Raw genomic sequence first — 14,820 nt, 5'->3', positions numbered from 1 at the left:
TTCTGAATTCAGCAGCGAATGCTATAGTCTCCGGTAGAGCCACAGGGCTATGATAATACCGGCTAGGCTGAGCAAGCACAATTTCAAATGAATAGTGATGTCATAGGATATGATGTCCAAATCGGCTTGCGGCGACCATTTAAGTACAGTCGAGGTTGTAAGAAAAGACAGAGCTCTCACGGGCTCCAGCAGCTTGGCGATCCACGCTCCCGCCAGCCAGCCCAGAATAAGAAATAACAGCAGAATTCCTACATTTTTCTTCTTCATCTAAGTCTTCCCTCGCCATTTTTTGACACCCTAATTATTATACGGTGAAACGGAGTTCAATACAAACGTAAAATCCGGTACGGAAATGATTACCACTCGGGCAGCAAAAAAATCCCCCGCCCGGCGGAAAACCGTAAGCGGAGGATCTCCATAACATATTCATTTGCACACTCATTCAGCAAGCAGGGACAGCAGGCGCTTCTGTCCGGTGAGGAAGCTCATCATGGATTCCTGCACCTCCCACAGATGGCCTTGGGCTTTGTTCTTCTTATACTCGTTCAGTGCGGAAATCCCCTGGCTCATGGATTTCTCAAGCTCTGCGCAGAGATTCCGGGCTTCTGCCGGCAATCCGGGCTCCAGCGCTTTAACCGCTTCGGTCCACTGCATGTGAAGATCGCTGACCGCCGAGCTGTCAGCCGCCTGGCCCTGTCCGCTTAACAGCGAAGCCGACAGTCCGCTCATTTCATTCAGCAGCTTCCCGCTGGCAGCGAAATAGCTGTTCACCGTTTCAGCCGTTCCTGCATAGGCAGCTTGTTCTACAGCCGGGAGTGTCACCCCTCTTACATAAAGCTCGATTCCTTGATTCTTCAGACCGCTGCTGAGCAGCTTGGCCTGCTCGCGGTCAGGCGACATGCCGGCATACACCCGGTTGCCGTCCGCAGGGTCGAGAGCCGCGGCAAGACCGGTATCCAGCAGCTCCTTCCTTGCCTGCTCCGCACCCGCCGGTGTGCTGAAGACACCGTATTGCAGGAGATAATAGCTTTGTGCCGCTACTTGTACGGGAATCCGGCTTACTCCGTCTTTTGCGGTACCGGAAGGCTCGGAGTCCGTATTTCCTGCCAAGGTCTGTCCATCTGCCGCGGCCGTACCGTTCTGCACAACAGCCGAGTCCACTTTGGTATTGCCGCCTCCCCCCGCCAGGCTTCCTCCACCTATAAAAGACAAAGCGGCATATCCGAGCAGCACGCCGGTTCCTAATGCACCCGTGATGGCAAGGGCAAGCTTCCACCAATAGGAGGGACGGCGGGTATGATAGCTGCCGCTGTAGCCACCCCCGGACAGCGGAATATCGCCGAAAGACTCAGCCTCTGTTTTCCATTCACCGGACCGGTACCGCTCCCCGTATCCATCCTCAGGGTCACCTTGAGGAACAAGTGGATAACGCGGCTCCCGCTCCCATAAATCAGGCGCATGATCAGAGCGAAAGAACGACTGCCTTGTATCATCAAGCTCTCTGAACCCTTCCCCCCGTTCCTGCCTGCGGAGGTCAATAAGATCATACTCGCCAAGTTCTACTATATGTCCTCCCTGCTCAGCCTCGAGATCGGTATCAATTGTCCGCTGCCGCAACTCGGCCTCCCGCCGCAGCTCTATTTCCGCGTACTCCTTGGCTGTACCCAGCCCTGCTGTTGACCTGCGCTCCAGCGGCTCAGGTCTGCTCTTCTCCCTATCCACATCAAACCGGAATGTCATTCTTCCGTTACTCAAGCGCTCACACCTCACTGTCGTCTATTCTATAAAGAAATATATGATAGACGAGAGGAAGATATGCTATTTTGCTATAATTACACCAGACTTAGCACTTTAGCCTTAACTTTCTTCAGCTCATAGTGCTTGAGCAGCGTCCGGTAAGCCCGCTCCGCGATGATGGAACCGAGCTCGGGCGTCTGCAGCAGCTTTACCACATGTTCGGCAATCTCCTCGGCAGTGTCTGCCAGCAAAATATTCCGCCCATTTTCACAGATTAATTGCTCCGTGCCCTTCGGACTTGTCACTACTGGAGTCCGAAGCGCCCAGGCTTCAAGAATCTGCATCAGTTCTCCGTATCCCTCACGCAAAGAGGCAATAACCGCTTTCGACCGGCGTATATAATCCTCAGCAAGCCCGCCTTCTTGGGCGATCACAACAGAGGAATCCGCTTTGGCCAGCTCCAGAAGCTCCGGGTGCACATCCGCCCCGACTATGTAACACTTGCAATCCGGTATTTCGGCCTGAATTAAAGGATATATCTTCCTGTAAAATAATAGGCCGGCATTCTTCCCCTTAACGGTATGCATGTTCCAATGGAGCACAATCCCGTTCTCTTTGCGGGCAGGCTCAGAATACTGATATTCCTGCAGATCAACAAAAGGCGGAATGACATGCACCTTCCCGGCGTCGGCAAAGGATAAAGCCTTGAAGGACAAAGCATCCCACTCGGAAGCCGTCAGCAAGAGGCCTGTCTTATTCATTAGCTTGAGCTCATCCCGGCGGACCCGTGCCGCATTTATCTTATGGTAATGTTGCTTAATCCCCCGCTTGCCTATCCCTTCCCTACCCGCAGGTCTCCTCAAGGTCCGTTGAGCATCCGTAATAATGACCGCTCCAGGAAGCAAAGAAGAAACCATATCAATACAGTTCGCCAGCAGTCTGTGTGATATGAACACATGGCTGTAGGTATGGAGGCCGCACAGCTCCTTGATCCTGGTCCGCAGATGTTTGCCGGCGTCTGCCGGATCAGCACCGGAACGCAGCCTGTTCAGCGTACGCAGCAGCGGCCCTCCGGGCGTGGAGATCCGATTGACCCGGTGGATGGTAAGTGCAGGTGCGGAACCGGTAAGCAACTCCTGCTCGCAATGGCAATACTCCAGGAGATCAATATCGAATTTCTCCAAGAGGATATTAAGAAAATTTTCTGTTCTGATTTCATCTCCAAGGTTCTCGCCGCATTGATTCCGGGCTGACAGGAAGAGCATTCTCTTTCTCATGGCTTTAGCTCCTTATTTCTATGAAAACTATCTATGCAAACAAATATGCAGAAAAAAAGCAGACTAGGGACCATCCCGCCGCTTTTTATGAAACTTTAGATGTAGATCAATAGTAGCGCATTTTCGCCCAAATGTTTGTCGATTTATAGGGTAAAAAATAATTTTTTGCGAAAAATACATAAATTCAAACGAAACGGAGCAGTTTTTCCCTGACACTACCCGCTTCGTAATAGGCAAGCAGCGTTTCGTATGCATGGTCCGCCAGCACTATTCCCCGTTCATGATCCTGTAGGAGCTGAACCACACTGTCTGCAAAGGCTGCCGGATCATCGGCAATCATTATGTTCCTGGAATGCTCATAGCGCAGGCCCTCCGCTCCCTTTGAGCTTGATACTACAGGTGTTTTAAGCGCCCAGGCCTCCAGAATTTTCAGACGTGTTCCGCTTCCTTCCCGCAGGGGGGCAATGACAACCTGAGCTTTGCGCACATAGTCGGCCACACTGTCAACATAACCGGTGATTACGATGGAGGAGTCTTTTTCAGCCAGAGCCGCGACCTCCGGGTGCACATCCCGGCCAACAATATACCACTTGATCTCCGGCACCTTGGCCTTAACGAGCGGATAGATATCGCGGTAGAAATAAGAGGCTGCGTTAACGTTTGGAAAATAGTTCATGTTTCCCGGTAAAATAATCCACTTTTCTTTGGGGATGCTCTTCTTTGCAGGATAATCCTCCAAACGAATAAAGTTGGGAATGACGTGAACTTTATCTGAATTTGCGGGCGATAGCGCCTTGAAGGCCAAAGCGTCCTGCTCCGAGGTGGTCAGCAGCAGAGTTGTTTTATTCATCAGCTTCAATTCATCCCGCCGTGTCCATAAAGCGTTAAGCGAATAAAACAGCTTGGCAAGCCCCCGCTTTTTCTCTGCAAGCTGTGCGGACAAGCCGCTCTCAAAATTGTGGGCATCGGTAACAATGACGGCCCCGGGCAACGTTTGCCTGACAATATCAATACAACTCCCCAGCAGGCTATGTGAAATAAACACATGACCGTAGTTATTCTGGCGGCTGAGTTCATTAATCCGGCTGCGCATATCTACGTCCGCATGACTCATATAAGAGCTGTTGCGCCATTTATATAACGAACGGAGCATGGCCTTACGGTAATTCATTGTGCGTTCGACCTCATGCACAGTAAGGGCTGGTATTCCTTTTTTCTCTGCTGCGGGCCTTTGATTACGGTAGGTTAACAGGTCCACATCATATTTAGCCAGTAAAATATTCAGGATATTGCCCGTTCTCAGCTTGCCGCCGCTGTCTTGCGGAAATGGGTTCTCTGCAGAAATAAACAACATTTTCTCCCTCATGTCTTCGTCTCCTACTCTCATAGTTTCTGTATCTCTGTCCCCGCCGCTAAGCGTCTAGCATATATTACCCCAAAGTTCAGCCTGTTTTTGTCGTTTTGTGGATTTCCCAAAAATATTTTCCCAAAAAAAAGAAACGGCATATCCACCCTTATCTAAAAGGGCAGCAGCCGTTCCCGTAAATTACCTATATGGTGATACAAGTTTTAGTGCTTCTTCAATCCATCGGCAAGTGCATATCCGACCTTCCAAATGTCTCCTGCGCCCATTGTGAGAACGAGATCGCCTGGAGCGAGACGGCCCTGCAAATCGGCCAGCACAGCTTCCTTAGTCGGCAGATGCCTTGCACCGGCATTGCTGTTCTGCACGATCAATTCTACCAGCTTGGCGGAACTAACGCCCTCTATCTGCTTCTCTCCAGCCGGCGAATAGATGTCGGTAATAATGACTTCATCGGCCTCACTAAAGGCACGGCTGAAGGCATCCAGCAGGAAGAAGGTACGTGTGTAGCGCTGTGGCTGGAAAACGGCGATAATCCGCTTGCCGGTTGCCTTGGCTGCACTGATCGTTGCCTGAATCTCCGTTGGATGATGCGCATAATCATCAATGACCAGAATATCATTGACTTCTCCAAGCACCTGGAACCGCCGCTTCGCGCCGTGGAACTTCACAATGGAGGCGGCAATCGCATCGAACGAAATTCCTGCTTTCAGACAAGCGATCACTGCTGCCATGGAATTATAGAGATTGTACTTTCCGGGAATAGACAGCTCAATCCGGCCCAGCACCTCGCTGCCGTAGTTCATTGTATACGACACCTGGCGGTCGCCAAGAACAATATCAGTCGCAGTGTAATCTGCAGCCTTTGAATGAATGCCATAGGTGATGACATTCGTTGTCACTTCCGGCAGAAGGGAGGCGGCTGTCTCATCATCCGCACAGACAATCGCAGTGCCGTCCTCACGCATCTGGTTCATGAACTGCACATAGGCTGCCTTCAGCCGTCCAAAATCACCGCCGTAGTTCTCCAGATGATCCGCTTCAATATTCGTAACAATGCCCAGCCAAGGATGGTACTGCAGGAAGGAGCCGTCGCTTTCATCCGCTTCAGCTACAACATACTCCCCTTGTCCTGCTTTCGCATTCGTGCCGACATTCATAATTTCTCCGCCGATAATATAAGTCGGGTCTACCCCGCAGTCCTCCATGATAAGAGCGATCATAGAAGAGGTGGTAGTTTTGCCATGCGCACCGGCAATAGCCACACCCTTGCGCTCATTCAGCAGCCGGGCCAGCATTTGCGAGCGGTGCAGAACCGGAATCTTAAGCCGTTCCGCTTCTACCCATTCTACATTATCACTCGCCAAAGCCGTGGAATACACGACCAGGTCCGCGCCTTTCACCTGCTCCGCCGTATGTCCGATATAGACCTTGGCGCCTTTGGCAATCAATTTCTCGGTCAATTCCTGAGCCGCCACGTCAGAGCCCGTAACCGTATATCCCATTTCCAGCATGACCCGGGCAATCGCGCTCATACCGTAGCCGCCGATCCCTATAAAATGCACACGTTCAGTAGTATCCAACAGTTCGTCACCAGCCTTTTTCAGAATCGGGTTGCCGTAAAAGCGTACTGCGCACATCAGAGATCAAATACAGCGTTCCGGAGACAACCGCAAGGTCCTTCTCCGCTGTGATCGACTGCAGCAGCTGCAGCGCCTGGCCCCAATTATGTTCTACAATGATTTCCAAATTTTCTTTGGCATATTTCTCGCGCAGACGTTCTGCGATGGCCTGCAGGTCTCCCGCGTCCATTTTTTTCCGGAAATCCGGTTCGGTCAGGATGAGCGTATCCACTATAGGCAGTATATGCTTGAAGTATGACTCATGATGCTTATTAGCCAGCATTCCCATGAGCAAATTTAATTTATTGTACTTATAAAACTGCGGCAGACTTCTAGCCAGGCTCTCCGCACCTTCAGGATTATGTGCCCCGTCCAGTACAATTCGCGGAGAAGTGCTCACTTCCTCCAGCCTTCCCGCCCAAAAAGTGCGGCGGAAGCCTTCCGCCACATCGTCATCCTCCAGCATGAACGCCATATATTGACGCAGAACCTCCAGCACCATCATGGCTCCAGCACTATTACTGAGCTGGTGCTCACCCTTCATGGCGATTCCAAGCTCAAGCGTACGGAAAGGACCTTTGAAGGTAAAGGTCTGCAAGCCGTCCTCGATCCGGACATTCTCATAGGCGAAATCCTCTCCGGCAAGATAGAGCGTGGATTTGCTGGCCTCAGCTTTGGCCTTCAGAACCGCTATTGCCTCCGGCTGGCTTACGCAGCTTACAGCAGGAACACCGGGCTTGATAATCCCTGCTTTCTCAAAGGCGATCTTCTCAAGCGTATCTCCCAGGACATCGGTATGATCATGGCCGACATTCGTAATTACAGACACAATCGGGGTTACGATATTCGTTACATCCAGCCTTCCCCCAAGACCTGTCTCCCATACGACTACATCGGGATGGCAGACTTCCGCATAATAGAGAATTGCCAGAGCTGTGGAGACCTCGAACATAGTGGGCGATCCAAGCTCACTGTCCGCGATTCTCTCAACCAGCGGATGCAGCCTGTTCGCAAGCTCCGTCAGCTCTGCTTCGGAAATATCCGTGCCGTTATACTGAAAACGGTTCGTGAATTTAGTGATGTAGGGAGACGTAAAGGTTCCGACGCTATATCCGCTTTGAATCAGCACCTGGGTCAGAAAAGCACAAGTCGAACCCTTGCCGTTCGTTCCCGCCACATGAATGAACTTCAGCCGGCGGTGCGGATGGCCAAGCAGCTCCATAAGCCGTTCGATCCGCTCAAGCCCCGGGCGGATGCCAAAAGGAATCAGGCCGTTAATCCAATTCACCGCTTCTGTATAAGAACTTAAGGGAGCGGTTCCGCCGCTCCCGATCAACTCTTCCATGGTCCCTTATCCTTTCAGCTCTGCGATACGGGCCAGCACTTTCTCACGCTTGGCGGAATAGTCCGCCTGCTTCGCCCGTTCCTCTTCGATGACTTTAGCCGGCGCTTTGGCGACAAAGCCCTGATTGCCAAGCTTCTTCTCCACGCGCTCTACTTCGCTGTTCAGCGTCTGCACTTCTTTTTCAAGGCGGATAATTTCCTGCCCGATATCAATCAGTCCTGCGAGCGGCAGAAGCAGCTCTGCTCCCGTAACCACAGCGGACATTACCTTGTCCGGTGTTTGCGGATTGAGGTCCGCCTCAAAGGAAGAGGTGTTGCAGAAACGCCCGATATAGTTGTCGTTGCGGGAAATAATGCTGAGCGTCTCTTCGTCGGCGGCTTTGATGATCAGCTCTACCTTCTTGCTCATCGGAACGTTTACTTCGGCACGGATATTGCGGACTGCACGGATTACGTCCATCAGCAGGTTCATTTCCGCCACAGCCCCGGCGTTCTCCAGAGCGGAGTCGTATTTCGGCCATTCCGCCAAGGTGATCGTGTCACCCTCATGCGGCAGATGCTGCCAGATTTCCTCCGTAATGAACGGCATGAACGGATGAATCAGGCGCAGCGTACGGTCCAGCACATAAGCGAGCACCGATTGCGTCTTGGCTTTGGCGGCAGCGTCCGCACCGTAAAGCGACAGCTTCGCGAATTCAATATACCAGTCGCACAGATCATCCCAGATGAAATTGTACAGGAGACGGCCGGTTTCGCCATATTCGTACGCGTCCATTAGACGCGTAATATCGCGAGAAGTTTCGTTCAGGCGGTGAAGAATCCAGCGATCTGCTGTCGAAAGCTCACCTGTAATGTCAATATTTGCAAAGCTTACACCCTCCAGATTCATCAGCGCAAAGCGTGAAGCATTCCAGATCTTGTTGGCAAAATTACGCGCCTGCTCTACCTTCTCCATGCGGAAGCGCAAATCCTGACCGGCCGTGATGCCTGTCGAAATCATAAAGCGCATCGCATCCGCGCCGTACTGCTCGATAACATCCAGCGGATCAATCCCGTTGCCCAGAGATTTGGACATCTTGCGTCCTTCGGCATCGCGTACCAAGCCGTGCATAAAGACGTCGGAGAACGGCTTCTTGCCGGTGAATTCAAGTGCACTGAAGATCATCCGGGCTACCCAGAAGTAAATGATGTCATAGCCGGTAACCAGGACATTGTTCGGATAAAAACGCTGGTAGTCGCTGCTGCTCTCATCCGGCCAGCCCATTGTCGCAAACGGCCACAGATTGGAGCTGAACCAGGTATCCAGAACGTCCTCGTCCTGCTTCAAATCATCGAGGCCGCTAATTTGGCGGGCTTCCTCTTCACTGCCCGCAACAAACACTTCACCCGTAGATTCGGAGTACCAGGCCGGGATGCGGTGTCCCCACCATAGCTGACGGGAAATACACCAGTCGCGGATATTTTCGATCCAGTTCAGATACGTCCGTTCGAAGCGCTCCGGCACAAAGTTAACACCAGTGCCATCCTTTTGAGCGGCAATGGCCGCTTCCGCCAGAGGCTGCATCTTGACGAACCACTGGGTGGACAGATAAGGCTCAACAACTGCACCCGAGCGCTCGCTGTGCCCTACCTGATGCACATGGTCTTCAATAGCAACCAGCACGCCCTGCTCCTTCAGATCCGCAACGATAGCCTTGCGGCATTCACTGCGATCCTGGCCTTGATAAGGGCCGGCTTCCTCGTTCATCGTCCCGCTCTCATCCATTACATTAATTTGCGGAAGATTGTGGCGAAGACCTACTTCAAAGTCATTCGGATCATGGGCCGGTGTAATCTTAACCGCGCCGCTGCCGAAATCCTTCTCTACATATTCATCGGCAATAATTGGAATTTCGCGACCGATAATCGGAAGAATTAAGGTTTTGCCAACCAGGTCCTTATAACGCTCATCCTCCGGATGCACCGCTACAGCCGTATCGCCCAGCATCGTTTCGGGACGCGTCGTGGCTACCGTAAGGAAGCCGCTGCCGTCCTTCAGCGGGTAACGCAGATGATACAGATGGCCGTTAACCTCTTTATATTCAACCTCGATATCAGACAGAGCCGTACGTGCGGCCGGGTCCCAGTTGATGATGCGTTTGCCGCGGTAGATCAGGCCTTTTTGGTACAGCTCTACAAAAACCTTGCGTACACCGCTCGACATTCCTTCATCCAGGGTGAACCGTTCCCGTGAATAGTCTAGGGACAAGCCCATCTTCGCCCATTGCTCATGAATGGTTTCCGCATATTGGTCTTTCCAGGCCCATACCTGCTCCAGGAACTTCTCGCGTCCGAGGTCATGGCGGGAGATGCCCTGCTGACGCAGCTTCTGCTCCACCTTCGTCTGGGTTGCAATACCGGCATGGTCTGTTCCCGGCAGCCAGAGGGTATCGTAGCCTTGCATCCGCTTGGTGCGGATCAGAATATCCTGCAGCGTGAAATCGAGCGCATGCCCGATATGCAGCATGCCCGTAACATTCGGCGGGGGAATTACTATGCTGTAGGGTTCTGCTTCAGGACGTTTGCCTGCTTCGAAGAAGCCGTGCTCCATCCAGTAAGCGTACCATTTCTGCTCCGCCGACTTCGGATCATATGTAGTCGGCATATCGTTTTGTTTGCCGTTTGTTGCGCCAGCCTCTGCTGTATCCTGCAGTTCCGGCAGCTCAGGCGTTGTGATGTTGTGATCAGCCATTGTTGGAACCCTCCATTTAAGTAGCATATTATGCACAAAAAGGCCCTTCGTCTCAAAGGACGAAAGGCCATTCTTTCGCGGTACCACCTTTGTTTCGCGCTATACAAAAATAACCCTCAGCCTTTAGTCCCTTACGGTTCTAAAAGCCCAGCGCGACACTCATGCAGATAACGGCTGCATCCGGCCACATCCTACCCTGATCTTCATATCAGGCTTAGAAGGGCGACTCCGGGGCGACTTCGGGGGCTGCATCCTGCGGAAGTTCACAGCAACAACAAATTCCGCTCTCTGAAGGGCTGACCGCCTACTCTTCCCGTTCCCAGTCTTTCACTTTACTTATTTCCATAATACATTTAGTACTATTCCTAGTCAACCAGCATACGCACAAACTGCGGAACTTATACCATCAAGTAGAAACGGCTGCGCCGTCCATAGAAGGAGCCAATGCTTCCGAAGCAGCGATACTCTGTATCGCTTTCAGGTATCCGTTTCAGCGAGAAATATAAGGATAAAGTATAGCGTGAAACTTATACTTTCTTATATTTGCACAAAGATCCCGCACCGCTTCCGGCCGGGATCTTCTAATAATTAACAGTCAGGGAATGTACAGAACCTGCCCTTCCTCCACGTTCTGCCCGGAGAGGCGATTGTACATCACCAGTTCCCGTGCGCTAAGCTGATACTTCTCCGCGATGGTATCCAGCGTGTCTTCGCGCTGGACAATGCAGAGCCTGACCTTGCGGAAAATATCCGCGCCGCCCAGACTACCGATAAACCGGCTTTTCCATTCCGTGTCATTGCCGGCCTCCGGGGGTGGCGACGCAGACACCGGCTGCTCGGAGTGCTGGACCTCCTGCTCCTTGCGGACCCGGCTGGAGCCAAGCAGGGAGGAGAAGGAGAGATGCTCCTGCGCCGCAGGCTTCTCCTCTTTTTTACTGCCGAGGCCGATCTTCAGATCAGCCTTCTCCTTCTCCTTCTCCTTCTCCTTCTCTTTCTCTTTCTCCTCAGGCATCTGCTGAACCTCAGGTGACACTTGGGGCACGTTCTCGTTCTCCTGAGCGGATTCTGCTGCAGGCTCGTTAGGCAAGGATGCCGCATTATCCGAAGCTTCGGAAAAGAGTGCAGGCTCTTCTTGATGGACCGCATGAATCTCTGCAGCAGGAGCCTCAGAGCCGTTCTCCACAGTGTCCGCAATGCCTGATACACCCGCGGTGTTGGCATCATCTGAGGCACTGGTTCCCGAATTCAGATTGTGAGTACGCAATTTCGCTTCCTTGTCCTTTTGCTGCTCGGGGGCAAGGTCCGCAGGCTGTGTAGACACCACCACCTCTGGAAGCGGCGGATTCACAGCTGATTCCACAGTTCCCCAAGGATTGCCATTGCTATTGGCATTCACAGTCTCATGGGCGGAAATATCCGTCGCTCCTTCGTTATAGGTCCAGAGCGAATTCTCATAGAGTGCATCATTCTCATGCTCACGATCGCCAGCCGAAGCTTCCGGGACCAGCCCTTCTTCCTCGGGAGAATACGCTACGGTGTACTCCTCCTGCTGCCAGGCAGGCTGTGAGTCACCGGTTCCAATTCCATGCAGCGAAAGTACGCCGGTTATGTTGACAGTGCGCATTGTAAGCAGGTCAATATCGAAATTTTCGATCTCCACCCCTATGTCGTCAAGCGAGCTGACCCGTGTCAGCGGAACAGTAATTTCAACGGGAATCGCATGCTCCAGACGCTGTGTCCGGTCATCTTCTCCCCGGTAGAGCCCGGTGAGGAGCAGTTGGCCGTACAGCTCAGCCCGGTCCTCCCGCTGAATCACCTGGATGTCCGGGATCAGTTCAACCTCTTCCAGCTCAGCTATTCCCGGAAGTTCTGCCGGCAGATGAATGCGTTCATAAATATCAAACCGCAAACCGTGGGACTGGTCAAACACGGAAAGTGTCCTCCTTCTTGGCATAATCTAACCCTGAGACAAGCCCAGAGCATAAGCCCAAAATGTTACTCCACTCATGTATATGCTTCAATCAGGAAGGCATGACAACTTTGGGCTGGGCTCTTGCGGACAGGATCAACTTTCTTCTCCGGGTGAAACCTTTTTCGGTTATAATCGGTATAACTCCTGAAAGGAAGATCATAGTTATGTCTAGAGCAAGGGTATTTGACCTTTTTCTGTTTTTTGCCTCCCTGGCCATAGCCTTCGGCGCGAATCGCGCTGTAGTCCTGGACCATACATATATCCTGGCTTTGATTTTATACTGGGCGTTCTCCAGCTTTTATTTTCAGCTGCGCATAGTGACCCGCAGCGGCAACTCCAACATTGATTATGCAATCAGCTATACTTCTTCTTTTGGCATATTCGCCGGCCCTCTTGGCACATTCCTGTTCGAGGTATTTTACCGGTTCACCGTATTTTTCTACAAAAAGAAAACGAAAACCGCAGATCCAGGGGAGTTTCTGGATACCTTTTATAATATCGGCTCATTCGCGCTTGGCGGCTCGGCCAGTTATTACCTCTATACGCTGCTCTATCCCTTTGCCGAAAATATCCCGCTGGGCTACTGGCTGCTCTTTCTGCTGGTGGTCTGTGTAACTACACTTCTGTCCTCAGGCTTTATTGTGATTACCTTTGCGCTGTCAGGAGATATTACAACCCGCGAGGAAGCCTACAACATCATGTTCAAGAACAGAAATCTGCTGGACTTCAGCAAAGTAACCCTGACCAATGCTTTATTGCTGCGGCTGCTGCAAATGGAGAAATGGGAGATGCTGATCGCGCTTTTCCTGCTGAATTACATCGTCAGCCTGTCCTTCTACTCCAAATCACAAAGCGCCCAGCATAAATTTGAACGGGATAAATTCGAGCAGATGGCCTACCAGGATTTTTTGACAGGAACCTTCAACCGGGCCCACATGGACAAAATGATGAAAGAGCTGGGCCAGAGCGGAGAAAACATCGGTGTTGTTGTCGCTGACATTGACCGCTTCAAAAAAATCAACGACAACTACAACCACGCCGTCGGCGACCGGGTGATTATCCACTTTGCCGAAACCTTGAAGGCGCACATGCAAGAGGAGGATATTCTGTTCCGCAGCGGAGGGGAAGAGTTCACGATATTTTTAAGAAACAAGACCTTTGAGCAGTGCCGCACGCAAATCCAGGAAATTCTGGACGATATTCACGAGCACAGCGTTACTGCGGAATTTGAGGAGGAGAACATTACCGTGGTGTATTCGGCTTCTTTTGGACTGTACTATTACAAGGCAGCTCCGGGCCAGACAACTTCCATGGAAAAAGGCTACGTTTACGCCGACCAATTGCTGCTGGAATCCAAGAAGCTTGGCCGAAACCGTCTCTCTTGGAAAAATGAGCTGGAGCTGCCGGAGTCATAGTGTGCAGCTAGAGTGTCACCAACAGACTCTACCGGGAATACACTGTCGCAATAACAGCAGAGTCCCCGGCAGGAAGGAGGTTGAAGGCATTGACTAGCGTTGACCCCGTATATCAAAGCTTGAAGATGATCGAACAAGAACTGACACCTGAGTTCCAGCATATTGGTGTGGAGCAAAGGGATTTCAATACCGTGCTAAGACATATTCACGAAGCCGGCTATGCCCGCGCAGGCAGGCTCACTCAAGCAGGCCGCGACTACATCAGGGATTATGAAAAGAGGTTCAAGTAAAAAGGAGACGTAAGGATACGCCACGGCGTAACTTTACGTCTCCTTTTAAGTTTGCACTGCCCAGCAACAAACCCGTTGCGGGAATCTTAATCTTGTGGGCCGCCCCCGAGCAGCTCCCGCAGCCGGAGCATGTCCTCCGGCCAAGGGTCAGCTATCTCGAGCTTCTCCCGGCTCCACGGATGATTGAACACAAGCGACTCGCCGTGCAGTGCCTGGCGGCCCTTGGCTTGCGGACGCTGGCGCTGGCCGGCGTTCACTTCCGTAATGCCGGAGGCCCAAGGAGGACCGCCGTACAGCTCATCCCCGTATAGCGGATGGCCCATGTGACTGAGGTGAACGCGGATCTGATGCGTGCGTCCGGTCTCAAGCTGCACCTTGACCGCAGTCCCGCTTTGCAGCACCTCGCGGCCTATGATCCGCGTAACCGCAACTTGTCCGCCCGGTGAGACCCGCCGGCGGGCCGCATGATGGCGGTCCCGCCCGATCGGGGCGTCGATCACCTTAAGCGCCGGAGGCAAGATGCCCTCCACAATCGCGGCGTACAGCCGTGAGACCTCTTTGATGCGCATAGCCTCATTGAGAACAAGCTGCGCGTATTCATTCTTCGCATACAGCACCGGCCCTGTCGTGTCTTTGTCCAGCCGATGGATGTGACGAACAGCGACGCCTCCGCCGGAAGCGGCATAATGCGCAGCAACGACATGGTCCAGCGTGACATCATCACTGCTGCCATCCGGGTGAACCGCCATCCCCGCTGGCTTATGGACAACGAGGCAAAAATCATCCTCGAAAAGCACCCCGGCCTCCTGCCATACCGATTCAATACCCGCTTCCCGGTAGGGGAACAGCAAGAGCCGTAGCCGGTCTCCCCGCCACTGGATGCCGCCCTCACGGCGCAATCGCGCGTGAAGCTTCGCAGGCATCCCGGCTGTGGCCAGCAGCCACCGGTCTACCGCCGCCTCCGCATCTGCGGCAGCGGTAATGGCCCGCCCGGGCATGGCCTCCAGCCATTCCCCCCGGCGGGTCCAGGACCCGCCGCCTGCAATGCCGCCGGAGACATGTTCCTTCT

At 52.6% G+C, this 14,820-nt stretch carries 11 protein-coding genes and 1 other annotated feature; of the genes, 2 read left to right on the top strand and 9 right to left on the bottom strand.

Annotated features, from left to right (window positions below):
* Positions 1–21: 21 nt before the first annotated feature.
* The 8 genes from AC0LWN_RS19540 to AC0LWN_RS19505 form a co-directional block, all read right to left on the bottom strand.
* Positions 22–267 (bottom strand): DUF4321 domain-containing protein, encoded by a 246-nt coding sequence (locus tag AC0LWN_RS19540; RefSeq protein WP_458966881.1) that lies wholly within the window; start codon positions 265–267, stop codon positions 22–24.
* A gap of 171 nt (positions 268–438) precedes the next feature.
* Entirely contained in the window at positions 439–1,755 is a 1,317-nt protein-coding gene (locus AC0LWN_RS19535; protein ID WP_474668200.1) for an SPOR domain-containing protein, read from the bottom strand.
* Positions 1,756–1,832: 77 nt separating this feature from the next.
* Entirely contained in the window at positions 1,833–3,014 is a 1,182-nt protein-coding gene (locus AC0LWN_RS19530; RefSeq protein ID WP_474668198.1) for a glycosyltransferase family 4 protein, read from the bottom strand.
* Positions 3,015–3,198: 184 nt separating this feature from the next.
* Positions 3,199–4,380 (bottom strand): glycosyltransferase family 4 protein, encoded by a 1,182-nt coding sequence (locus tag AC0LWN_RS19525; protein ID WP_474668196.1) that lies wholly within the window; start codon positions 4,378–4,380, stop codon positions 3,199–3,201.
* A 203-nt stretch (positions 4,381–4,583) separates the two neighbouring features.
* Positions 4,584–5,960, bottom strand: a complete 1,377-nt coding sequence (gene murC / locus AC0LWN_RS19520; RefSeq protein WP_474668194.1) for a UDP-N-acetylmuramate--L-alanine ligase — start codon at positions 5,958–5,960, stop codon at positions 4,584–4,586.
* A gap of 7 nt (positions 5,961–5,967) precedes the next feature.
* Positions 5,968–7,344 (bottom strand): bifunctional folylpolyglutamate synthase/dihydrofolate synthase, encoded by a 1,377-nt coding sequence (locus tag AC0LWN_RS19515; protein WP_474668192.1) that lies wholly within the window; start codon positions 7,342–7,344, stop codon positions 5,968–5,970.
* A 6-nt stretch (positions 7,345–7,350) separates the two neighbouring features.
* Positions 7,351–9,987 carry a valine--tRNA ligase gene (locus AC0LWN_RS19510; protein ID WP_474668256.1) on the bottom strand — a complete coding sequence of 879 codons (2,637 nt, stop codon included), beginning with the start codon at positions 9,985–9,987 and terminating at the stop codon, positions 7,351–7,353.
* A gap of 139 nt (positions 9,988–10,126) precedes the next feature.
* Positions 10,127–10,404, bottom strand: a binding site (T-box leader).
* A gap of 265 nt (positions 10,405–10,669) precedes the next feature.
* Positions 10,670–12,004 (bottom strand): LysM peptidoglycan-binding domain-containing protein, encoded by a 1,335-nt coding sequence (locus AC0LWN_RS19505; RefSeq protein ID WP_474668190.1) that lies wholly within the window; start codon positions 12,002–12,004, stop codon positions 10,670–10,672.
* Between the two features lie 206 nt (positions 12,005–12,210).
* On the opposite strand from AC0LWN_RS19505, the gene AC0LWN_RS19500 reads away from it, so the two are divergent.
* The gene (locus AC0LWN_RS19500; protein ID WP_474668188.1) at positions 12,211–13,461 is read left to right on the top strand and encodes a GGDEF domain-containing protein; all 1,251 of its coding nucleotides are present in this window, start codon (positions 12,211–12,213) and stop codon (positions 13,459–13,461) included.
* Positions 13,462–13,550: 89 nt separating this feature from the next.
* Positions 13,551–13,751 carry a hypothetical protein gene (locus tag AC0LWN_RS19495; RefSeq protein WP_474668186.1) on the top strand — a complete coding sequence of 67 codons (201 nt, stop codon included), beginning with the start codon at positions 13,551–13,553 and terminating at the stop codon, positions 13,749–13,751.
* Between the two features lie 86 nt (positions 13,752–13,837).
* Here the strand turns inward: AC0LWN_RS19495 and AC0LWN_RS19490 are convergent, their stop codons facing one another.
* Positions 13,838–14,797, bottom strand: a complete 960-nt coding sequence (locus tag AC0LWN_RS19490) for an RluA family pseudouridine synthase (RefSeq protein ID WP_474668254.1) — start codon at positions 14,795–14,797, stop codon at positions 13,838–13,840.
* Positions 14,798–14,820: the final 23 nt, after the last annotated feature.

It is taken from the genome of Paenibacillus sp. sgz302115 (assembly GCF_056120445.1).
Note: the sequence above shows the minus strand (reverse complement) of the source record. Positions and strands in the feature narration are given on the sequence as shown.

Bases quoted from the DNA above. Each gene is read 5' to 3' on its own strand.
- AC0LWN_RS19530 (WP_474668198.1), bottom strand. From the start codon at position 3,014: ATGAGAAAGAGAATGCTCTTCCTGTCAGCCCGGAATCAATGCGGCGAG.
- AC0LWN_RS19510 (WP_474668256.1), bottom strand. From the start codon at position 9,987: ATGCCGACTACATATGATCCGAAGTCGGCGGAGCAGAAATGGTACGCT.
- AC0LWN_RS19515 (WP_474668192.1), bottom strand. From the start codon at position 7,344: ATGGAAGAGTTGATCGGGAGCGGCGGAACCGCTCCCTTAAGTTCTTAT.
- AC0LWN_RS19540 (WP_458966881.1), bottom strand. From the start codon at position 267: ATGAAGAAGAAAAATGTAGGAATTCTGCTGTTATTTCTTATTCTGGGC.
- AC0LWN_RS19500 (WP_474668188.1), top strand. From the start codon at position 12,211: ATGTCTAGAGCAAGGGTATTTGACCTTTTTCTGTTTTTTGCCTCCCTG.
- AC0LWN_RS19525 (WP_474668196.1), bottom strand. From the start codon at position 4,380: ATGAGGGAGAAAATGTTGTTTATTTCTGCAGAGAACCCATTTCCGCAA.